We start from the raw sequence: 20,718 nt of genomic DNA, 5'->3' as shown, positions 1-20,718 counted from the left end.
AGCCCAGCAGACGCAATCTGGCGTTTTGTAATTCCCGTGGACCTCCCGTTGAAGCGGTACCGTTTCAACGGGAGATTTTTTAAGCCGGCTCTTTCAGCCATGATTGGAAATCAGCCAGGGCACGGACAGCCATGGCCTTTCTTTTTGCAATGGTTTTTTCCTTACCCCTCAGGCGCTTGCCTTCGGTCGTCGGCGCATCAATCGGCGGAAACAGCCCGAAATTGATGTTCATCGGTTGAAATGACCGCTTGCCCTGTTCTTCATCCGTGCTCAGATGCCCACCGGTGATGTGGTTCAGCAAAGCGCCCATTGCGGTTGTGACGGGAGGCAGATTTGCCTCTGCGCCGCGTGCCTCGGCCACCGCAAAACGACCTGCCATCATTCCGACAGCAGCCGATTCCACATAGCCCTCGCAGCCGGTGATCTGTCCGGCAAACCGCAGGGAAGGCCGGGCTTTCAACCGCAGCGATGAATCGAGAACCTGTGGCGAGTTGAGATATGTGTTGCGATGCAGACCGCCGAGCCGGGCAAAATCAGCGGACTCCAGTCCGGGAATCATATGGAATATGCGGACCTGCTCGGCATATTTCAGCTTCGTCTGAAAACCCACCATATTGTACAGGGTACCAAGCGCGTTGTCCTGACGTAACTGCACGACGGCGTAGGCCTTGATATCCGGCTGGTGCGAATTGGTCAGGCCCATTGGCTTCATCGGGCCATGGCGCAATGTTTCCACGCCCCGTTCGGCCATAACTTCAATCGGCAGGCAGCCATCGAAATAGGGCGTGCCCTCCCATTCGCGAAACTCAGTCTTTTCACCATCACGCAATGCCTGAATGAACGCCTCATATTGGGGCTTGTCCATCGGGCAATTCAGATAGTCCTTTCCGTTGCCGCCGGGGCCAACCTTGTCATAGCGGCTTTGAAACCATGCCTTATCCAGATCTATCGAATCAAAATGGACAATCGGCGCAATGGCATCAAAAAAGGCGAGGGATTCTGTGCCGGTGATCTCTGCAATGGCCTGGGCCAGACCCGGCGCCGTGAGCGGGCCGGTCGCAATGATGCAATTGCCCCACGATTCGTCTGGCAGCCCGGAAATTTCCTCTCGAACAATTGTCACAAGAGGGTGGTCTTCCAAAGCTTTGGTAACCGCCGCTGCAAAACCGTCCCGGTCAACCGCCAGGGCGCTGCCGGCGGGAACCTGATGCGCATCGGCACTTTTCAGCACCAGACTGCCGCCCAGCCGCAATTCCGCGTGAAGTACGCCAACGGCGTTTGCTTCGGCATCGTCCGAGCGGAATGAGTTGGAGCAGACAAGTTCTGCCAGATCGGTGGTCTTGTGGGCGTCTGTTCCGCGCACACCACGCATTTCATGCAGAACAACAGGAATGCCCGCCTGTGCAATCTGCCAGGCAGCTTCGGATCCGGCGAGACCGCCGCCGATAATGTGAATTGATTGATCAGCCATGCGGCGGTCTTTAGCACCGCCAACCTCGCAGGCAAAGCGGGTTCTGAAACAACAACACCCGCCGGGGGAGGACCGGCGGGTGTCGTTTGGAAAACCTGCGATATTGGGAGGAAGTTCGCAGATTTTATTCGCTTCGGCGGAGGGAGGAGATTGCCGTTGCGAAATCTATGCTCAGGACCACCTGAAGTAACGGTCCTGAAATTCTATGATCAGCCGATCGACGCTTTGGCTACCGAGCGGATTTCGGAACGGGAAATACCCACATCGAAAAGTTCACGCTGAGACAAACGATTGAGTTCGTTGCAGGTCTCGCGGTAACGGCGCCAGTTATTGTATGAGCGAACAATGTTCATGTTACAAACTGCCCCTGCCAGGTTGGTGTTAAATCGATTGAAGCTTGCTGTGTTGTTTGGCCCGCTTCGATGTTCTCAATCTAGCTATTGGGAACTGGCCTTACCAGAGCGCGTTTCGCATAGCTGCCTTGCAAGTTGTGCAATGCAATATGTCGGGATTGTCACAAATCCTATGCGCGCGGTCAGTTTCCTGTTTGACGCGGTTCTCTACGATGTTATAGAGACGCGCGCCGCTTGATGAGAGCATGGTGCCGGGCGGGTGTGGCGGAATTGGTAGACGCACTAGATTTAGGTTCTAGCGCCTTAGGTGTGGGGGTTCGAGTCCCTCCACCCGCACCAGCTTCATGAAATATTTCGTTAAGGTAGGGGCAGGTCGGTTGGTAGGCAGCCGGTCGCCGTGAGATCAAAGGGTTTAGAATGCAGGTAACGGAAACCAAGGCGGAGGGCCTGAAGCGCGAGATCGAGGTTGTCGTGCCAGCCGCAGATCTTGAAGCACGGCTCCAGACGCGTCTCTTCGAGACCAAGGACCAGATCAAGCTCAAGGGTTTCCGCCCGGGCAAGGTGCCGGTCTCCCATATTCGCAAGACCTATGGGCGTTCGCTCATGGCAGAAATTGTGAATCAGATTCTCAATGAAACACCGCGCAAGGTTATTGCAGACCGCAATGAGCGTTCGGCAATGCAGCCTCAGGTCGTCATGTCCGAGGATGAGGCAGAGGCCGACAAGGTTCTGCGCGGTGAGGCGGATTTCCGCTTTACGCTGAACTATGAAACTCTTCCGACTTTCGAGTTGAAGGACACATCCGGCCTGACAATCGAGCGGCCAGTTGTCGAAATCGGCGACGAGGAAGTGGAAGAGCAGGTCAAGCGCGTTGCGGAGAACGCTCGCACTTACGAAGCAAAAGACGGCAAGGCTGAAAATGGCGACCGGGTCACGATGGATTTCGTCGGCAAGGTTGACGGAGAGGCCTTCCAGGGCGGAACCGCGCAGGATTCCAACCTTGTTCTGGGCTCCGGCCAGTTCATTCCCGGCTTTGAAGACCAGCTTGTCGGCGCCAAGGCGGGCGACAGCCTGGAAGTGAAGGTCACTTTCCCGGAAGAATACGGCGCAAGCCATTTGGCCGGCAAAGACGCGGTCTTTGATGTAACAGTCAAGGAAGTGGCCGCTCCTGGCGAGCTGGAACTGAACGACGAACTGGCCAAGCAGCTTGGTCTGGAATCAATCGACCGTCTGCGGGAAATTGTCCGCAGCCAGATTGAAAGCCAGTTTGGCGCAATGACACGCCAGAAGGTCAAGCGGCAGTTGCTGGATGCGCTGGACAGCGATTACCAGTTCGAGCTGCCGCAGAAGCTGGTCGAGGCAGAGTTCAACAATATCTGGAATCAGGTTACGCAGGAACTTGCTCAGAACAACAAGTCGTTCGAGGACGAGGACACCACTGAGGAAAAGGCACGCGAAGAGTACAGCAAGCTTGCTGAGCGTCGCGTTCGTCTCGGACTGGTTCTTTCTGAAATCGGTGAAAAGGCTGGCGTAACCATTTCCGATGAGGAATTGCAGCGCGCCATGTTCGAGCAGATTCGTCAGTTCCCAGGTCAGGAGCAGCAGATCTTTGAATATTTCCGCAAAACGCCGGAAGCAATTCAGAGCCTGCGTGCCCCGATCTATGAGGAAAAAGTTGTCGATCACCTGCTCGGATCTGTCACCGTGACGGACAAGACTGTCACGCGTGAAGAGCTGATGAAGGAAGAAGAAGACGCGGCCTGATGGCCTGAAAGCCCGACCGTTTTAACGGCAGAGGTGGTTTTGACAGGGGTGGCTATGCTGCCCCTGTTCTATTTTCTATGAAGGAATTGCTCAGTGGAGTTCCGATGCCTTGCACAAGGCGGTGCTTCGGCCCTATTTAACGTGGCAGACGCTTCCTGTGTGATTCTGGCTGAAACTGAATCACCGGGAACACCCTCAAGACGAAAGTCCTGTTTATGAAGCATCCGATCGAAACCGCGCTGAACCTTGTCCCCATGGTGGTCGAGCAAACCAATCGCGGTGAACGCGCCTATGATATTTTCTCAAGGCTGTTGAAAGAGCGTATCATTTTCATCACCGGGCCAATTGAAGATTCAATGGCGACGCTGGTTTGTGCGCAGCTTCTGTTCCTTGAGGCCGAAAATCCCAAAAAGGAAATTTCGCTCTACATCAACTCGCCCGGCGGCGTGGTCACGAGCGGCATGGCGATTTATGACACCATGCAGTTCATCAAGCCGGTGGTCTCGACCTTGTGCATTGGCCAGGCGGCATCGATGGGCTCACTTCTGCTGTGCGCAGGTCACAAAGACATGCGCTTTGCCACGCCAAATGCTCGAATCATGGTGCATCAGCCGTCAGGCGGCTTCTCTGGTCAGGCATCGGACATTGAACGCCACGCGCAGGACATCATCAAGCTGAAGCGCCGGCTGAACGAAGTTTATGTTCAGCACACAGGCCAGGACTACGAGACTATTGAACGCACGCTGGACCGCGACCACTTTATGACGGCAGATGAAGCGCGCGATTATGGCCTGATTGATAAGGTCTACTCATCGCGCGATGCACTGGAAAACGCAATCGCAGCGAGTGAATAGCCCGTGCGTTTGCCTTGCCCCGGTAACAAAAGGGTAAGGCAAGCGGGCATATGCTGCCTATGCAAAACTGTAACATACGCAGCATGAATGCGGTATTGGCCGTAAGGTCATATTGTGGGCACTGCGGGAAGCTAATAGGCTTTCCGTAAGGACCACGAGTAGGGGCCGGATTGGGAGGCACCCTACGAGCGGAAGGAATGGAAGATGAGCAAGATCAGCGGCGGCGACTCGAAGAATACGCTCTATTGCTCTTTCTGCGGAAAGAGCCAGCATGAAGTCCGCAAGCTGATTGCGGGACCAACGGTTTTTATCTGCGACGAATGTGTCGAGCTGTGCATGGACATCATCCGGGAGGAAAACAAATCCTCCATGGTGAAGTCGCGTGAGGGTGTGCCGACTCCGCAGGAAATCATCGCGGTGCTGGATGACTATGTGATCGGCCAGTCATTCGCCAAAAAGGTCCTGTCGGTTGCGGTGCATAACCACTACAAGCGTCTGGCCCATGCCACCAAGAACAACGATGTGGAACTGGCAAAGTCCAACATCCTGCTGATCGGGCCAACCGGTTGCGGCAAGACGCTGCTTGCGCAGACCTTGGCTCGCATTCTGGATGTGCCGTTCACCATGGCTGACGCAACAACGCTGACAGAAGCTGGCTATGTGGGTGAGGATGTTGAAAACATCATTCTCAAGCTGCTGCAGTCGGCGGACTATAATGTCGAGCGGGCGCAGCGCGGCATCGTCTATATTGACGAAATCGACAAGATCAGCCGGAAATCGGACAATCCTTCCATCACCCGCGACGTTTCAGGCGAAGGTGTGCAGCAGGCATTGCTGAAGATCATGGAAGGCACTGTAGCATCGGTGCCGCCACAGGGTGGCCGCAAGCATCCGCAGCAGGAATTCCTGCAGGTGGACACAGCCAACATTCTGTTCATCTGCGGCGGTGCTTTCGCCGGGCTGGACAGAATTATCTCTGACCGCGGCCGCAAGACGTCGATCGGCTTTTCGGCCAATGTTCAGTCGCCGGAAGATCGTCGTACGGGTGAGCTGTTCCGTCAGGTTGAACCTGAAGATCTGTTGAAGTTCGGGCTCATACCCGAATTTGTCGGGCGTTTGCCGGTTCTGGCTACGCTGGAAGATCTGGACGAAGTTGCACTGGTGCAAATTCTGGTGCAGCCGAAGAACGCTCTGGTCAAGCAGTACCAGCGGCTGTTTGAAATGGAAAATGTAGAGCTTTCCTTCCATGAGGATGCTCTGCGTGCAATTGCCCGCAAGGCTATTGAGCGCAAGACAGGTGCTCGCGGCCTGCGTTCCATTATGGAATCGATGCTGCTGGACACGATGTTTGATCTGCCGACACTGGAAGGTGTGCGTGAAGTCGTCATTTCCGAAGACGTGATCGATGGAAATGCCCGGCCATTGTATATTTACGCCGAGCGGACAGACGAGAAAGAGAATGTCAGCGCCTGATTTTTATCAGAGCTTGTCTGATGCGGCCCGCGCTGGAACAACCAGCGCGGGCTTTTGTTTACCATCCGTGGGGTACAACCCGGTGAACATGCACATTGGGCGGGTTGTTGCGCTTGAATATCGTTGGCGATGGGACCACATTGAACGTTGAAATGGGTGGTTCGCGCGTGGGTGCTCCTGTGAGGCCCGGATGAGTCAGCCCGAGGCGGCAACGCCGCAGAAAGGGTAGTAGTTTATGTCGATTGATCAAAGAGAACTTTCGGATCAGAAAGTAAGCGGAATTTATCCTGTTCTTCCTTTACGGGATATCGTCGTATTCCCGCACATGATTGTTCCCCTGTTTGTAGGCCGGGAAAAGTCCATCAAGGCTCTTGAAGAAGTTATGGGAGCCGACAAGCAGATTTTGCTGGCGACCCAACGCAATGCCAGCGATGAAGATCCTGCGCCCGATGCCATCTATGACATCGGTACGCTTGCCAACGTATTGCAGCTTCTGAAACTGCCTGACGGAACCGTCAAGGTTCTTGTCGAGGGCATTTCGCGCGTGCGCATTTCAGCCTTTACCCCGCGTGCCGAATGGCATGAGGCTGGCGCCGAGATGATTTCGCCCGAGCTGGGCAACCCGGTTGAAGTTGAAGCTCTGGCGCGTTCGGTGATTTCCGAGTTTGAAAACTACGTCAAGCTCAACAAGAAGATTTCGCCGGAAGTCGTGAACGCGGCCGGGCAGATTGAAGACTATTCCAAGCTGGCAGATACGATTGCATCACATCTGGCCATCAAGATTTCTGAAAAACAGGAAATGCTGAGCCTGATCGGTGTTCGCGAGCGACTGGAAAAAGCGCTGGCGTTCATGGAATCAGAGATATCGGTCCTGCAGGTGGAAAAGCGCATCCGTTCCCGCGTCAAGCGGCAGATGGAGAAGACGCAGCGCGAGTACTATCTGAACGAGCAGATGAAGGCGATTCAGAAAGAGCTTGGTGACGGCGAAGAGGGTCGGGACGAGCTGGCCGAGATTGAAGAGCGGATCAAGAAAACCCGCCTTTCAAAAGAAGCCAAGGAAAAAGCCAGTGCCGAGCTGAAAAAGCTTCGGCAGATGAGTCCGATGTCGGCGGAAGCAACAGTGGTTCGCAATTATCTGGACTGGTTGCTTGGCCTGCCATGGGGCAAGCTTTCCCGTGCCAAGATTGACCTGAAAAAGGCAGAGGAAATTCTGGACACCGAACATTTTGGTCTGGAAAAGGTGAAAGAGCGGATTGTTGAATATCTCGCTGTTCAAAGCCGCCAGTCCAAGATGAAGGGGCCTATCCTGTGCCTTGTCGGCCCTCCTGGCGTGGGTAAGACCTCACTTGCCAAGTCGATCGCACGTGCGACCGGACGTGAGTATGTGCGTGTTGCTTTGGGCGGTGTACGGGACGAGGCCGAGATTCGCGGCCATCGCAGAACCTATATCGGATCGATGCCCGGCAAGGTCGTGCAGTCAATGAAGAAGGCGAAGCGGGCAAATCCGCTCTTCCTGCTGGATGAGATTGACAAGCTTGGCCAGGATTATCGCGGCGACCCGTCGTCGGCTCTTCTTGAGGTTCTGGATCCGGAACAGAATTCCACGTTCATGGATCATTACCTTGAGGTCGAGTTTGATCTTTCGTCGGTCATGTTCGTAACCACCGCCAACACCCTGAACATTCCAGGGCCGCTGATGGACCGCATGGAGATTATCCGGATTGCGGGTTACACCGAGGACGAGAAGGTTGAGATTGCCAAGCGGCATTTGCTGCCGAAGGCCATTCGCGACCACGCTTTGCAGGCAGAGGAGTTCTCTGTCAGCGAGGATGCATTGCGCGAGATTGCACGGCGTTACACGCGTGAAGCAGGTGTGCGTTCCTATGAGCGTGACCTGATGACGCTGGCACGCAAAGCGGTCACGCGCATCCTCAAGGGCGAGATTACAAAGGTGGATATCACCGCTGAAAATCTGGCCGATTACCTGGGTGTGCCACGCTATCGCTACGGCGAGGCGGAGCAGGACGATCAGCTTGGTGTGGTTACCGGACTTGCCTGGACAGAGGTTGGCGGTGAATTGCTGACGATTGAAGGTGTCATGATGCCCGGCAAGGGCCGCATGACTGTCACCGGCAATCTGCGCGATGTCATGAAGGAATCAATTTCCGCTGCGGCGTCTTATGTCCGCAGCAGGGCCATTGATTACGGAATTGAACCGCCGCTTTTCGAAAAGCGTGACATTCACGTGCACGTGCCGGAAGGCGCTACACCAAAAGACGGTCCGTCCGCGGGTGTGGCAATGGCAACGGCAATCATTTCCGTCATGACCGGCATTCCTGTTCGCAGTGATGTGGCGATGACAGGTGAAATCACGCTGCGTGGCCGGGTACTGCCTATTGGTGGCCTCAAGGAAAAGCTTCTGGCTGCTCTCAGGGGTGGCATCAAGAAGGTGCTTATCCCGCAGGATAACGCCAAGGATCTGGTCGATATTCCGGACAATGTGAAGAACAATCTGGAGATCGTGCCTGTGTCGAGAATCGGTGAAGTGCTGTCCCACGCCCTTGTGAGAATGCCGGAACCGATCGAATGGGATGAGTCGGCAGCGCCTTTGCCAGCGGTCGACTCAGCCGATGAAGGTGCGACAACAACAGCACATTAGAGCTGTTTTGATGCCCTGAAATTGGAAAATGCCGCCTTCGGGCGGCATTTTTTGTGTGAAACCACGAGATTCCGGGCGTTTTAGCGCATTGAGAGCTTGAATGATGCCGCAGTTTTGACCATCGTCTCCAGCCAACCGGTGCGGTGCGCCGTAGTCAGGAGGATAGCTGATGAACAAAAATGAACTCGTTTCCGCTGTTGCGGAGAAGTCTGGCCTTTCCAAGCAGCATGCAACCGATGCGGTTGACGCTGTATTCACCACCATCGAGGGTGCATTGGCCAAGGGCGACGACCTTCGCCTGGTCGGCTTCGGGACTTTCTCGGTTTCGCATCGTGAAGCCTCCAAGGGGCGTAACCCTTCGACGGGCGCCGAAGTAGATATTCCTGCACGCAACGTTCCAAAGTTCGCGCCAGGCAAAGGCTTGAAGGATGCGGTTAACAACCGCTAATCAAGCTTGATGTGACTTGCAGAAAGGGTGGCCGCGAATTCCGCGGCCACCCTTTCTGTTTTTTGGCACATGTTGAGGCAGGGAAGGGCGTGGGTGCGCGTTTGGTGGTTATGCCGAGCCGATGTTGAGAAATCCCGCCGGCGCGCTGCAGGGCGTCTGTACGAGTTTTTGAGCAGTTGCAGGGCTGGCGCGCGTGATCGTGTATCCGCGATTGCAAGCAACAACGCGCAAGAACACACAAGGCCAACGATTTTTAGAAGAAAATGGTGGGCGATGAGAGACTCGAACTCCCGACATCCTCGGTGTAAACGAGGCGCTCTACCAACTGAGCTAATCGCCCGATCCGCTGGTGCAAACAACTTCGCCGCACCGCGTTCGTGACGTCTGCCTAAAGGCTCGAAAGAGATTTTGCAAGCGGTTCTTTTGAGAAAATTTGCCGATGAATCACGAAATCTCATGATTCGTATCATTTAGAGGAATCGCCCGGATATCGGCCCGGAATCTGACACGCCGTGGCGCACGATAAAACAATGGTTTGAACGAAATGTTGTCAGAAATTTTTCAGGTCGCTTGACAGTCCGACGGGGCTCCCTTAAACGACCGCTCATGCCGCTGACGAACACGCCAGCGGCACAAAGCGCGGGTGTAGCTCAGTCGGTTAGAGTGCCGGCCTGTCACGCCGGAGGTCGCGGGTTCGAGCCCCGTCACTCGCGCCATTTTCCTAAGCAATTTACTGATTGCTTAGGAAAATGCTTCCCGAATATCCCCCATTACAGTTTGACTGATTGTTCGCTGGTCCTGGAGCAAACTCGATTTGACGTTTGAGCCTGATGACCGCGAGTCGCAAAAAGAATCCGCGACCGAACTCTATTCCACGCTTCAGGCTTCCACATTCAAAATCCCTCGCAGAATCCGGAGCGAGCAGTTTTGGTGACAAGTGGAATCTTGTGATCGGGCAGGGCGCAGTCATCATTGCCTGAGGTGCCGGAGATTCGGGTCCGGGAATTTTCGATCTGGCCAAGCCATTCCGCTGCATGAGTGGGCGAGGGCGAAATTGCCTTTGGGCGTGTCATATTTTCTCTCATTCCGATATTCGGCAAGACTTGATCGGTCTTCCCCTTGCTTCCAGTTTAGGAAGGGTCTAATCGTCGCCTCAATGCGCTGCGCTGCGGGATAGGTCCTTGGGGCCCGCCTTTGGCGTGGCAATAATTCTGTTGTTAGACGTCAGCGTCGAATTTCCGTGCCGCGCAGGGTGCCCCGGTTCCCTGGGCGAAGGCTACGGATCGGAAGGTTGATCCCGGTGAACGAACTTCTCGCGTCCTATTTGCCAATTGTCATTTTTGTGGGCGTTGCGCTTCTGATCGGGGTGGCCCTTCTGGCTGCTCCTTTCCTGGTGGCATTCAAAGCGCCAACGGATGAAAAGCTCTCGGCATACGAGTGTGGATTTAACGCCTTCGATGATTCCCGGATGCGGTTTGATGTCCGGTTTTATCTGGTGTCGATTCTCTTCATTATTTTCGATCTCGAAGTTGCGTTCCTGTTTCCCTGGGCTGCGACTTTTGGCGACCTTGGATGGGCCGGCTTCTGGTCGATGATGGTGTTTCTTGGCGTGCTGACCGTCGGCTTTATCTATGAATGGAAGAAAGGTGCCCTCGAATGGGATTGACCGACAGCTCCAACGCTTTGTCCGAGCGGTCGAACCTGACCGTTCCGCAAGCGTCTGATCCATTTGTAACCGATGTGAACAATGAACTGGCCGATAAAGGCTTTCTGGTCACTTCCACCGAAGACCTGATCCAGTGGGCTCGTACAGGCTCGCTGATGTGGATGACGTTCGGTCTGGCTTGCTGCGCCGTTGAGATGATGCAGATGTCTATGCCGCGTTATGATGCGGAAAGATTCGGCTTTGCGCCTCGCGCCAGTCCACGCCAGTCCGATGTGATGATCGTCGCAGGCACGCTCACCAACAAAATGGCTCCGGCTCTGCGCAAGGTTTATGACCAGATGCCAGAGCCGCGTTATGTCATTTCCATGGGTTCATGCGCCAATGGTGGCGGCTATTATCATTATTCCTATTCGGTTGTGCGTGGTTGTGACCGGGTGGTGCCAGTGGACATTTACGTTCCGGGATGTCCGCCCACAGCAGAAGCGCTTTTGTACGGTGTTCTGCTTCTGCAGAAAAAAATCCGTCGCACCGGCACGATAGAGCGTTGAGGTCGGTCTGATGGAAGAACTCGCGAGTTATCTGGCAGAATCGCCGATTGGCAAAAAGCTGATCGGGTCTGATATCGCCTTCGGTGAATTGACAGTGGTTACGGCTCGGCAGGACATTCTGGCTGTGCTGACATTTCTGCGTGACGACCCATCCTGCCTGTTCCGCAACTTTGTGGATCTGTGTGGGGTCGATTACCCGGAAAGGGCAGAGCGGTTCGAGGTGGTCTATCACCTGCTTTCGCCTCGCCTCAACCAACGGATCCGCGTCAAGGTATACGCCGGTGAAGATGATGCGGTGCCTTCAACCACCGCGGTTTTCGCCGGGGCTGATTGGTTTGAGCGTGAGGCCTATGATCTTTACGGCATCCTGTTTCAGGGCCACCCGGATCTGCGCCGTATTCTGACCGATTACGGCTTTGAAGGTCATCCGCTGCGCAAGGATTTTCCGCTGACCGGTTTTGTCGAGGTGCATTATGACGAGCGTCTGAAGCGCGTCGTCTATGAACCGGTGGAATTGCGTCAGGAATTTCGCAATTTTGATTTTCTGTCGCCATGGGAAGGACCCGAATACGTTCTTCCGGGCGATGAAAAAGCAGGGCCAAGCTGATGGCGGCTGTTGACCACCCAAGGCTGTCCGGCGGTTGCCTCTGCGGTAATGTGCGTTTTTCCGCTGTGCCTGAAAAGCTGGAAATGGATGTCTGCCATTGCAGCATGTGCCGCAAATGGAGCGGCGGCGTGTTCATGGCCGTGCCGTGTGGAGACAGTGTCGAGTTTGTAAAAAGCGATACGCTGGAAACTTACAAATCTTCGGAATGGGGCGAGCGGCTGTTCTGCCGTGCCTGCGGCAGCAGCCTTTTTTGGCGTCTGCAATCACCACATCAATACGTTGTTGCGATGCACGCCTTTGACGACATTTCGCAGTTTCACTTTGCCGAAGAAATTTTCATCGACGAAAAGCCGGCTCATTACTCATTCAGCAATGATACGCGCAAGCTGACCGGGGCAGAAGTTATGGCTGCTTTCGCAGCGGGTCAGGGGTCTGACAATGGCTGAGATAGACGTACGCAATTTCAACATCAATTTCGGACCGCAGCACCCCGCAGCGCACGGCGTTTTGCGTCTGGTGCTGGAGTTGGACGGCGAAAATGTCGAGCGGGTAGACCCGCATATCGGTCTTTTGCACCGCGGCACTGAAAAGCTGATTGAACAGAAAACCTATCTTCAGGCCATCCCGTATTTCGACCGGCTGGACTATGTGGCTCCGATGAATCAGGAGCATGCATTCTGCCTGGCAATTGAGCGGCTGACAGGTCTGGATGTCCCGATCCGTGGCCAGCTTATCCGCGTGCTTTACAGCGAAATCGGCCGCATTCTTTCGCATCTGTTGAACGTAACAACGCAGGCGATGGATGTGGGCGCTCTGACGCCGCCGCTCTGGGGCTTTGAAGAGCGTGAAAAGCTGATGGTGTTTTACGAGCGGGCATGCGGCGCGCGTTTGCACGCGGCTTATTTCCGCCCCGGTGGCGTACACCAGGACCTGCCGCAGGCGTTGATTGACGATATCGGCGCATGGTGTGACCCGTTCCTGAAGCGCGTTGACGATATCGACCAGCTTTTGACCGGCAACCGCATTTTCAAGCAGCGCAATGTCGATATCGGCGTGGTCGATATTGATGATGCGTGGGCGCTTGGCTTCTCGGGCGTCATGGTGCGCGGTTCTGGCGCTGCATGGGATTTGCGAAAATCCCAGCCATATGAATGCTATTCGGAAATGGAATTTGATATTCCGATCGGCAAGAACGGCGACTGCTACGACCGTTATCTCATCCGCATGGAAGAGATGCGCCAGTCGACATACATTATGAAGCAGTGTGTGGAGCGCCTGTCGGGCCGCGATCGTTCCGGCCCGGTTTCCGCTAATGACGGGAAAATCGTTCCGCCTAAGCGGGGCGAGATGAAGCGGTCGATGGAAGCGCTGATTCATCACTTCAAGCTTTACACTGAAGGTTTTCACGTGCCGGCTGGCGAAGTTTACGCGGCAGTGGAAGCACCTAAGGGCGAGTTTGGCGTCTATCTGGTTGCGGATGGCACCAACAAGCCATATCGCTGCAAGATCAAGGCGCCGGGTTTTGCCCATCTTCAGGCCATGGATTTCCTTTGCCGCAAGCACATGCTGGCCGACGTTTCGGCCATTCTGGGGTCTTGCGATATCGTGTTTGGCGAGGTTGATCGCTAGGCGCGCGAGTTTTGTTTCGCCGGTCATCGCATTGAATTCGCGGTGACCTTCAGTCTGTTGAATGCCGGCATGGCGAAGTGCTGGCGTTTTGCGCGGTCTATGATAGAACGCGCCGCAACAAGAACGTATAATCGTTCTCAAGTAGAGGTCCGATGTCGGTCAGGCGTCTCGCGGAAGAAACCGTACAACCACAAAATTTCGCTTTCACAAGCGAGAATGAGGCGTGGGCTGAGCACACGATCCGCAAGTATCCGGAAGGTCGCCAGCAGTCTGCGGTGATTCCGCTGTTGATGCGCGCGCAGGAGCAGGATGGCTGGGTTACCCGCTCGGCAATAGAGTTTGTTGCCGCGCGTCTGGAAATGCCGCTGATCCGTGTTCTGGAAGTGGCGACATTTTACACGCAGTTCCAATTGGCGCCGGTTGGCACCAAGGCGCATATTCAGGTTTGTGGTACGACGCCCTGCATGTTGCGCGGCGCGGAAGCGCTGAAGGCTGTCTGCCAGAAGAAAATTCACCATGACCCTTTCCATCTGAACGAAAGCGGCACGCTGTCCTGGGAAGAGGTGGAATGCCTTGGTGCGTGCGTGAACGCGCCGATGGTGATGATCTTCAAGGACACTTATGAAGATCTGACGCCGGAGCGACTGGCGGAAATAATTGATGCGTTTGAAGCTGGTGACGGTGCGAACGTGCCCGTTGGCCCGCAAATTGACCGCCACCTCTGCGCGCCGATTGGCGGCGCAACAACGCTCACCAGTTTCAAAGACGACAAGGCAGCGGGCTCGGCCACATCCGGTGGCCCTGCGGCGGGCGCTTCGCATACGGGCGAAGAAGACAATATCGCGCCTTCGGAAGCTGCACGGGTGGACACCCATGCGGATGAAACGGACCCATCAATCAAGGGTCCCAATGATGCGGATGCCAAGGTCGATCAGGCCGAGGAAAATGCCGCAAGTGCGGATCCTTCGGGAAAGACGCCAAAATCCGGCGCGGATAGTTGAGAGACGGTGATGCTTCAAGATCAGGACCGCATCTTCACCAATATTTACGGCCTTCGGGACAAAAGTCTCAAAGGTGCGATGGCGCGTGGCCATTTTGATGGGACCGATGCAATCATTGCCAAGGGGCGTGACTGGATCATCAATGAAATGAAGGCCTCTGGTCTGCGTGGCCGTGGCGGCGCGGGTTTCCCCACCGGCCTCAAATGGTCCTTCATGCCGAAGGAAGTGGGCGAGCGGCCACATTACCTGGTTATCAATGCCGACGAGTCTGAGCCGGGAACCTGCAAGGACCGCGAGATCCTGCGCAACGATCCGTTCACACTGATTGAAGGCTGCGTGATTGCCGGCTTCGCGATGAGCGCACATGCAGCCTACATTTACGTGCGCGGCGAATATATCCGCGAACGTGAGGCGCTGCAGCTTGCCATTGACGAATGCTATGATGCCGGCCTCCTTGGTAAAAACAACAAATGCGGCTGGGATTTCGACATCTATGTCCATCACGGCGCCGGTGCGTATATTTGTGGTGAAGAAACCGCGCTGCTGGAAAGCCTGGAAGGCAAAAAAGGCCAGCCACGCCTGAAGCCGCCTTTCCCGGCAAATATGGGCCTTTATGGTTGCCCAACCACGGTCAACAATGTGGAATCGGTCGCAGTTGCGCCCACCATTCTGCGGCGGGGCGGTGCATGGTTTGCCGGTATTGGCCGTCCAAACAATGTCGGCACCAAGCTGTTCATGATTTCCGGCCATGTTGAACGCCCGTGCACCGTTGAAGAGGCGATGGGCATCAGCTTCCGGGAACTGGTCGAAAAGCACGCCGGTGGCGTTCGCGGTGGCTGGGACAATCTGCTCGCAGTCATTCCCGGCGGCGCATCCTGCCCCGTGGTCAAGGCCGAAGACATTATGGACTGCCCGATGGATTTTGACGGCCTGCGCTCTGTCCAGTCATCGTTCGGAACGGCAGCGGTGATTGTCATGGACAAGAGCACAGACATTGTGCGCGCCATTGCCAGACTGTCGTACTTCTTCAAACATGAAAGCTGCGGCCAGTGCACCCCATGCCGGGAAGGCACAGGCTGGATGTGGCGTTTGATGGAAAGAATGGTGACCGGCAATGCCCAGAAGCGTGAAATTGACATGCTTCTGGACGTGACGAAGCAGGTGGAAGGTCACACGATCTGTGCACTGGGCGATGCGGCGGCCTGGCCAATCCAGGGCCTGATCCGCAACTTCCGCCCGGAAATCGAGCGGCGGATTGATGAATACACCCGCAATGCGGACAAAGGCCCGAGCCCAATTCTGGAAGCGGCGGAATAGGTTGAAGGGTTGGGTGTGATTGCGCGGTTTTACCGCCAGCGGCTCGGAACTTGAGAAAAAGCAGATGGCAAAGATCAAAGTTGACGGCACCGAAGTTGAAGTTCCAGATCACTACACGCTGCTGCAGGCGGCGGAGGAGGCTGGTGCCGAGATTCCGCGTTTCTGCTTTCATGAGCGGTTGTCGGTAGCGGGCAATTGCCGCATGTGCCTGGTTGAGGTAAAGGGCGGCCCGCCAAAGCCTGCAGCCTCCTGTGCCATGGGCGTGCGCGATTTGCGCCCGGGCCCCAACGGCGAGACGCCGGAAATTTTCACCAACACGCCAATGGTCAAGAAGGCCCGTGAAGGTGTGATGGAGTTTTTGCTGATCAATCACCCGCTGGATTGCCCTATTTGCGATCAGGGCGGTGAATGTGATCTGCAGGACCAGGCGATGGCATTTGGCGTGGACGCATCAAGATACCGCGAAAACAAGCGCGCGGTTGAAGACAAATATATTGGCCCGCTGGTGAAAACCATCATGACGCGCTGCATTCACTGCACGCGTTGTGTCCGCTTCACCACCGAAGTCGCAGGAATTTCGGAACTGGGCCTGATTGGCCGGGGTGAGGATGCAGAGATCACGACCTATCTTGAACATGCCATGACGTCTGAACTGCAGGGCAATGTGATTGATCTTTGCCCGGTTGGCGCACTGACTTCGCGCCCTTATGCGTTTCAGGCGCGGCCATGGGAATTGACCAAGACCGAAACCGTCGATGTGATGGATGCCGTTGGATCGTCCATCCGCGTGGATTCGCGCGGTCGAGAGGTCATGCGAATTTTGCCTCGCGCCAATGACGATGTGAACGAGGAGTGGATTTCCGATAAAACCCGCTTCATCTGGGATGGCCTGCGCACGCAGCGTCTGGACCGTCCCTATGTTCGGCGCAATGGCCGGCTGGAAGCGGCGACCTGGCCGGAAGCGTTTGCTGCGATTCAATCGAAGCTGGCGGGCGTGGCGGGTTCACGCGTCGGGGCAGTTGCCGGCGATCTTGCTGCGGTTGAAGAAATGTGGGCACTGAAGCAGTTGCTGGCCGGACTTGGCAGCAGCAATGTGGATTGCCGGCAGGACGGCAGCAGACTGAACCCGGCATTTGGCCGTGCAAGCTATGTCTTTAACTCCGGCATTGCGGGCATTGAGCACGCAGATGCACTGCTGTTGATTGGCTCCAACCCACGTTTTGAAGCTTCTGTGTTGAATGCGCGCATTCTGAAGCGGGTCAGGCAGGGCAATTTCCCGGTTGGCCTGATTGGTGAAGCCGCGAATTTGCGTTATCGCACCACATATCTTGGCGCAGGATCGGCCAGCCTAGGCAACTTCGCCGCGGACAACAGCGAGTTCTTCGACGTATTGAGCAAGGCCGAGCGGCCGATGATCATCGTCGGTGGCAACGCGCTGACAGGCGATGACGGAGCTGAGGTTCTGGCCAGCGCTGCCGCCTTGGCGCGGGCAGTGGGCGCAGTTTCCGAGGGCTGGAACGGCTTCAACATTCTGCACAGCGCGGCTTCGCGTGTTGGCGGACTGGACATTGGCTTTGTTCCGGGTGAGGGCAGCGTATCGGCGGTTGAAATGGCTGCCGGCGGCGTTGACGTTCTGTTCAATCTGGGTGCTGATGAACTGGATGTGGCTGCTGGCCCGTTTGTCATTTACATCGGCACCCACGGAGACAAGGGTGCTCACCGCGCCGATGTGATCCTGCCCGGCGCTGCCTATACCGAAAAATCAGGCACCTATGTCAATCTGGAAGGGCGTGTTCAGGTTGGCCAACGGGCGGCTTTCCCTCCCGGAGAGGCACGGGAAGACTGGGCGATTGTTCGTGCGCTTTCCGCCGTGGTCGGCCAGACATTGCCGTTCGACTCCCTGATGGCTCTGCGCGTGGCGCTGCATAAGGCACATCCTGTTCTTGCGCGCGAAGGGCGTGAACTTGCGGATGCATCGGTTCTTGCCGATCTGTCGCAGCAGGCAACCGGCAAGCTTGCAGGTGCTGCCTTTGTATCCGGCGTTGCAGACTTTTATCTGACCAACCCAATTGCGCGGGCCTCTAAAGTCATGGCCGAATGTTCGAGACTTGCGCAGCAGGCGCATGTCGAAGCGGCTGAGTAGGAAGCGATAGTGATGGAATTCTTCTGGCTCTATATATGGCCGGCCCTGGTGATACTGGCGCAAAGCCTGTTGTTTCTTGTCGTCCTGCTGGTTCTGATCGCTTACATTCTTCTGGCTGATCGCAAGATCTGGGCGGCTGTGCAACTGCGTCGCGGTCCCAATGTCGTCGGCCCCTGGGGGTTGTTCCAATCCTTTGCCGATCTGCTCAAATTTGTTCTGAAGGAGCCTGTTGTTCCGGCTTCGTCCGACAAGGTGGTGTTTCTGCTGGCACCACTGATCGCCGTAACACTGGCGCTGGCAACGTTTGCCGTGGTGCCTGTGGCCGATGGCTGGGTGATCGCCGACATCAACATCGGCATCCTTTACATTTTCGCGATTTCGTCGCTGGAAGTTTACGGCGTCATCATGGGCGGTTGGGCATCCAACTCCAAATACGCGTTTCTGGGTGCCTTGCGTTCTGCCGCTCAGATGGTTTCCTACGAAGTCTCCATCGGCTTCGTCATTGTGACCGTGTTGCTGTGCGTCGGCTCGTTGAACCTGACGGACATTGTTCTGGCGCAGTCAACAGGCGCTGGCACTATGATGGGCTTGCCTTCCAGCTTTCTGGATTGGCACTGGCTGGCCCTGTTCCCAATGTTCGTGATCTTCTTCATTTCCGCTCTGGCAGAAACCAACCGTCCACCGTTTGACCTGCCGGAAGCGGAATCCGAACTGGTTGCCGGCTTCATGGTTGAGTATGGCTCAACTCCCTACATGATGTTCATGCTCGGCGAATATGCGGCGATTACGCTGATGTGCTCGCTGATGACCATTCTGTTCCTGGGCGGATGGCTGCCACCGTTTGATTTTGTGCCGTTCACCTGGGTGCCGGGCGTCATCTGGTTCCTGATCAAGGTTTCGTTCTGTTTCTTCCTGTTTGCAATGGTCAAGGCGTTCGTGCCGCGCTACCGCTATGATCAGCTCATGCGGCTTGGCTGGAAAGTGTTCCTGCCGCTGTCGCTGGCAATGGTCGTAATCGTTGCTTTCGTTCTGCAGTTCACAGGGTGGAACCAGGCATGATGAAATTCACCCAGAAACTCACCGGAAAAATGCTTCCGAATAAGGAGGCGAGTGCTCGATGACTGCATTAACTCAATCTATCAAGTCGCTGTTTCTGCTGGAATTCGTAAGCGCGTTTTTCTTGTCGATGCGATATTTCTTTTCGCCCAAGACAACCGTGAACTATCCGTTCGAAAAAGGGCCTGTCAGTCCGCGTTTTCGTGGGGAGCATGCATTGCGCCGATATCCCAACGGTGAAGAGCGTTGCATTGCCTGCAAGCTCTGCGAGGCAATCTGCCCGGCACAGGCCATCACTATTGAAGCTGGCCCTCGGCGCAATGATGGTACACGCCGGACGGTGCGCTATGACATTGATATGGTGAAGTGCATCTATTGCGGGTTCTGCCAGGAAGCATGCCCGGTGGACGCGATTGTTGAAGGGCCGAACTTCGAGTTCTCCACTGAGACCCGCGAAGAACTTTATTATGATAAGGAAAAGCTGCTTGCGAATGGTGACCGTTGGGAGCGTGAAATAGCTCGCAACATGACCATGGACGCGCCATACCGCTGAAGCATTTTGCCGTTGATGCGCGCGCGCCTTCAACGCAGACAAGGTGTCGGAAAGTGTCGGATGATCAGACGATCAGATGAAACAATCTGACTGACGTGAATGGGCATTCCTGAGGTTCAGGAATGCTTTAGGGCAGGTTCCTCGCCAATTGAACGAGGGGCCTGCAGCAACTGGAAACCCGATGGCCGTGACGCAATCTGCGCGGTTATTATGCTCGACCAAAGGAGCCCGAGGATGCTTGGCCTTCAGGCACTCTTCTTTTATTTTTTTGCGGCAATCACCGTTGGTTCCGCGCTCATGGTCGTGTTGTCACGCAACCCGGTCCATTCCGTGCTGTTTCTGATACTGGCCTTTGTCAGTGCTGCCGGGTTGTTCCTTCTGACCGGGGCAGAGTTTCTGGCGCTTATCCTCATTGTCGTCTATGTGGGCGCAGTGGCAATCCTGTTCCTGTTCGTTGTCATGATGCTGGATCTGGACATTGGCCAGGTTAGAAAGGGCGCACTGAAATACGCTCCCATCGGTGCAATTCTTGCTCTTGTGCTTCTGGCGCAGCTGGTTATCGCAGTGACGGGCAATTACTTCGAACCGCAGCTTGCTGGTAACACCGTGTTGCCAACACCGCCGCTGGATCAGGTCTCTAACATTGAGGCGATCGGGCAGGTGCTGTACACGCGCTACATCTTCTTCTTCCAGATGGCGGGTCTTGTGCTGTTTGTCGCCATGATCGGCGCAATCGTCCTGACACTTCGTCACAAAGAAGGGCTGAAACGTCAGTCTATTCCGGAACAGGTACGCCGTACGCCGGAAACATCGATCGAGATCCGCAAGGTCGAGAGCGGCAAGGGTATCTGAGGGCATCATCATGGAAGTAGGTCTTGGACATTTTCTCACCGTTGGCGCCATGCTTTTTGTTATCGGCGTTTTCGGCATCTTCATGAACCGCAAGAGCATTATCACCATCCTGATGTCGGTTGAGCTGATACTGCTGTCTGTCAACATCAATCTGGTGGCCTTTTCGGCCTTCCTGAACGATCTGGCGGGACAGATTTTCGCGCTGTTCATCCTGACCGTGGCAGCCGCAGAGGCTGCGATCGGCCTTGCCATTCTGGTCACATTCTTCCGAAATCGCAGCTCGATTGCTGTCGATGACGTCAGCGCGTTGAAAGGCTGAGACGG

At 55.5% G+C, this 20,718-nt stretch carries 18 protein-coding genes, 3 tRNA genes and 1 pseudogene; 19 read left to right on the top strand and 3 right to left on the bottom strand.

Annotated features, from left to right (window positions below; translation table 11 throughout):
- Nucleotides 1–79 precede the first annotated feature (79 nt).
- Nucleotides 80–1,471, bottom strand: a complete 1,392-nt coding sequence (gene trmFO / locus FPY71_RS09350) for a methylenetetrahydrofolate--tRNA-(uracil(54)-C(5))-methyltransferase (FADH(2)-oxidizing) TrmFO (protein WP_149299878.1) — start codon at nt 1,469–1,471, stop codon at nt 80–82.
- 209 nt (nt 1,472–1,680) lie between these two features.
- Entirely contained in the window at nt 1,681–1,824 is a 144-nt protein-coding gene (locus FPY71_RS09345; RefSeq protein ID WP_149299876.1) for a DUF1127 domain-containing protein, read from the bottom strand.
- A gap of 255 nt (nt 1,825–2,079) precedes the next feature.
- On the opposite strand from FPY71_RS09345, the gene FPY71_RS09340 reads away from it, so the two are divergent.
- From FPY71_RS09340 to hupB, 6 genes are all read left to right on the top strand, one after another.
- Nucleotides 2,080–2,163 (top strand) — tRNA-Leu (locus FPY71_RS09340).
- A gap of 78 nt (nt 2,164–2,241) precedes the next feature.
- Entirely contained in the window at nt 2,242–3,588 is a 1,347-nt protein-coding gene (gene tig / locus FPY71_RS09335; protein WP_149299874.1) for a trigger factor, read from the top strand.
- Between the two features lie 215 nt (nt 3,589–3,803).
- Nucleotides 3,804–4,442 (top strand): ATP-dependent Clp protease proteolytic subunit, encoded by a 639-nt coding sequence (locus FPY71_RS09330; protein WP_149299873.1) that lies wholly within the window; start codon nt 3,804–3,806, stop codon nt 4,440–4,442.
- Nucleotides 4,443–4,646: 204 nt separating this feature from the next.
- Nucleotides 4,647–5,915 (top strand): ATP-dependent Clp protease ATP-binding subunit ClpX, encoded by a 1,269-nt coding sequence (clpX, locus tag FPY71_RS09325; protein ID WP_149299871.1) that lies wholly within the window; start codon nt 4,647–4,649, stop codon nt 5,913–5,915.
- A gap of 235 nt (nt 5,916–6,150) precedes the next feature.
- Nucleotides 6,151–8,574 (top strand): endopeptidase La, encoded by a 2,424-nt coding sequence (gene lon, locus FPY71_RS09320; RefSeq protein WP_149299869.1) that lies wholly within the window; start codon nt 6,151–6,153, stop codon nt 8,572–8,574.
- A 169-nt stretch (nt 8,575–8,743) separates the two neighbouring features.
- Entirely contained in the window at nt 8,744–9,022 is a 279-nt protein-coding gene (hupB, locus tag FPY71_RS09315; RefSeq protein WP_149299867.1) for a DNA-binding protein HupB, read from the top strand.
- Nucleotides 9,023–9,286: 264 nt separating this feature from the next.
- Here the strand turns inward: hupB and FPY71_RS09310 are convergent.
- Nucleotides 9,287–9,362, bottom strand: a tRNA-Val gene (locus FPY71_RS09310).
- Between the two features lie 299 nt (nt 9,363–9,661).
- On the opposite strand from FPY71_RS09310, the gene FPY71_RS09305 reads away from it, so the two are divergent.
- The 13 genes and pseudogenes from FPY71_RS09305 (at nt 9,662) to nuoK (ending at nt 20,713) form a co-directional block, all read left to right on the top strand.
- Nucleotides 9,662–9,738, top strand: a tRNA-Asp gene (locus tag FPY71_RS09305).
- A 584-nt stretch (nt 9,739–10,322) separates the two neighbouring features.
- Nucleotides 10,323–10,688, top strand: coding sequence for an NADH-quinone oxidoreductase subunit A (locus FPY71_RS09295; protein WP_149299863.1), 366 nt, complete (start codon nt 10,323–10,325; stop codon nt 10,686–10,688).
- Nucleotides 10,679–11,236 (top strand): NuoB/complex I 20 kDa subunit family protein, encoded by a 558-nt coding sequence (locus FPY71_RS09290; protein WP_149299861.1) that lies wholly within the window; start codon nt 10,679–10,681, stop codon nt 11,234–11,236. Before FPY71_RS09295 ends, FPY71_RS09290 begins: the two co-directional genes overlap by 10 nt.
- Before the next feature lie 10 nt (nt 11,237–11,246).
- Nucleotides 11,247–11,843 (top strand): NADH-quinone oxidoreductase subunit C, encoded by a 597-nt coding sequence (locus FPY71_RS09285; protein WP_149299859.1) that lies wholly within the window; start codon nt 11,247–11,249, stop codon nt 11,841–11,843.
- Nucleotides 11,843–12,289: a GFA family protein gene (locus FPY71_RS09280; RefSeq protein WP_149299857.1), complete on the top strand. Its 447-nt coding sequence runs from the start codon at nt 11,843–11,845 to the stop codon at nt 12,287–12,289. Before FPY71_RS09285 ends, FPY71_RS09280 begins: the two co-directional genes overlap by 1 nt.
- The gene (locus FPY71_RS09275) at nt 12,282–13,472 is read left to right on the top strand and encodes an NADH-quinone oxidoreductase subunit D (RefSeq protein ID WP_149299855.1); all 1,191 of its coding nucleotides are present in this window, start codon (nt 12,282–12,284) and stop codon (nt 13,470–13,472) included. Before FPY71_RS09280 ends, FPY71_RS09275 begins: the two co-directional genes overlap by 8 nt.
- Nucleotides 13,473–13,624: 152 nt before the next feature.
- A pseudogene (nuoE, locus tag FPY71_RS09270) lies at nt 13,625–14,237 on the top strand (NADH-quinone oxidoreductase subunit NuoE); the annotation flags it as partial.
- A 245-nt stretch (nt 14,238–14,482) separates the two neighbouring features.
- The gene (nuoF, locus tag FPY71_RS09265) at nt 14,483–15,790 is read left to right on the top strand and encodes an NADH-quinone oxidoreductase subunit NuoF (protein WP_149299852.1); all 1,308 of its coding nucleotides are present in this window, start codon (nt 14,483–14,485) and stop codon (nt 15,788–15,790) included.
- Between the two features lie 64 nt (nt 15,791–15,854).
- Nucleotides 15,855–17,933: an NADH-quinone oxidoreductase subunit NuoG gene (nuoG, locus tag FPY71_RS09260; RefSeq protein WP_149299850.1), complete on the top strand. Its 2,079-nt coding sequence runs from the start codon at nt 15,855–15,857 to the stop codon at nt 17,931–17,933.
- Between the two features lie 12 nt (nt 17,934–17,945).
- The gene (nuoH, locus tag FPY71_RS09255) at nt 17,946–18,992 is read left to right on the top strand and encodes an NADH-quinone oxidoreductase subunit NuoH (protein WP_425457874.1); all 1,047 of its coding nucleotides are present in this window, start codon (nt 17,946–17,948) and stop codon (nt 18,990–18,992) included.
- Between the two features lie 58 nt (nt 18,993–19,050).
- Entirely contained in the window at nt 19,051–19,542 is a 492-nt protein-coding gene (gene nuoI / locus FPY71_RS09250) for an NADH-quinone oxidoreductase subunit NuoI (protein ID WP_149299846.1), read from the top strand.
- A gap of 234 nt (nt 19,543–19,776) precedes the next feature.
- Complete coding sequence (locus FPY71_RS09245; protein WP_149299844.1) at nt 19,777–20,394, top strand: NADH-quinone oxidoreductase subunit J; 618 nt, start codon at nt 19,777–19,779, stop codon at nt 20,392–20,394.
- 10 nt (nt 20,395–20,404) lie between these two features.
- Nucleotides 20,405–20,713, top strand: a complete 309-nt coding sequence (gene nuoK / locus FPY71_RS09240; RefSeq protein WP_149299842.1) for an NADH-quinone oxidoreductase subunit NuoK — start codon at nt 20,405–20,407, stop codon at nt 20,711–20,713.
- The last annotated feature ends 5 nt before the right edge of the window (nt 20,714–20,718 follow it).

Source organism: Aureimonas fodinaquatilis (assembly GCF_008369445.1).
In the GTDB taxonomy this organism is placed as follows: domain Bacteria; phylum Pseudomonadota; class Alphaproteobacteria; order Rhizobiales; family Rhizobiaceae; genus Aureimonas; species Aureimonas fodinaquatilis.
Note: the sequence above shows the minus strand (reverse complement) of the source record. Positions and strands in the feature narration are given on the sequence as shown.

What these genes read in the sequence shown, in the direction of transcription:
- FPY71_RS09245 (WP_149299844.1), top strand. Translation starts at nt 19,777, where the DNA reads ATGCTTGGCCTTCAGGCACTCTTCTTTTATTTTTTTGCGGCAATCACC.
- FPY71_RS09330 (WP_149299873.1), top strand. Translation starts at nt 3,804, where the DNA reads ATGAAGCATCCGATCGAAACCGCGCTGAACCTTGTCCCCATGGTGGTC.
- hupB (WP_149299867.1), top strand. Translation starts at nt 8,744, where the DNA reads ATGAACAAAAATGAACTCGTTTCCGCTGTTGCGGAGAAGTCTGGCCTT.
- FPY71_RS09290 (WP_149299861.1), top strand. Translation starts at nt 10,679, where the DNA reads ATGGGATTGACCGACAGCTCCAACGCTTTGTCCGAGCGGTCGAACCTG.
- FPY71_RS09275 (WP_149299855.1), top strand. Translation starts at nt 12,282, where the DNA reads ATGGCTGAGATAGACGTACGCAATTTCAACATCAATTTCGGACCGCAG.
- nuoG (WP_149299850.1), top strand. Translation starts at nt 15,855, where the DNA reads ATGGCAAAGATCAAAGTTGACGGCACCGAAGTTGAAGTTCCAGATCAC.
- FPY71_RS09280 (WP_149299857.1), top strand. Translation starts at nt 11,843, where the DNA reads ATGGCGGCTGTTGACCACCCAAGGCTGTCCGGCGGTTGCCTCTGCGGT.
- FPY71_RS09285 (WP_149299859.1), top strand. Translation starts at nt 11,247, where the DNA reads ATGGAAGAACTCGCGAGTTATCTGGCAGAATCGCCGATTGGCAAAAAG.
- FPY71_RS09345 (WP_149299876.1), bottom strand. Translation starts at nt 1,824, where the DNA reads ATGAACATTGTTCGCTCATACAATAACTGGCGCCGTTACCGCGAGACC.
- nuoH (WP_425457874.1), top strand. Translation starts at nt 17,946, where the DNA reads ATGGAATTCTTCTGGCTCTATATATGGCCGGCCCTGGTGATACTGGCG.
- nuoF (WP_149299852.1), top strand. Translation starts at nt 14,483, where the DNA reads ATGCTTCAAGATCAGGACCGCATCTTCACCAATATTTACGGCCTTCGG.
- tig (WP_149299874.1), top strand. Translation starts at nt 2,242, where the DNA reads ATGCAGGTAACGGAAACCAAGGCGGAGGGCCTGAAGCGCGAGATCGAG.
- clpX (WP_149299871.1), top strand. Translation starts at nt 4,647, where the DNA reads ATGAGCAAGATCAGCGGCGGCGACTCGAAGAATACGCTCTATTGCTCT.
- nuoI (WP_149299846.1), top strand. Translation starts at nt 19,051, where the DNA reads ATGACTGCATTAACTCAATCTATCAAGTCGCTGTTTCTGCTGGAATTC.
- lon (WP_149299869.1), top strand. Translation starts at nt 6,151, where the DNA reads ATGTCGATTGATCAAAGAGAACTTTCGGATCAGAAAGTAAGCGGAATT.
- trmFO (WP_149299878.1), bottom strand. Translation starts at nt 1,471, where the DNA reads ATGGCTGATCAATCAATTCACATTATCGGCGGCGGTCTCGCCGGATCC.
- nuoK (WP_149299842.1), top strand. Translation starts at nt 20,405, where the DNA reads ATGGAAGTAGGTCTTGGACATTTTCTCACCGTTGGCGCCATGCTTTTT.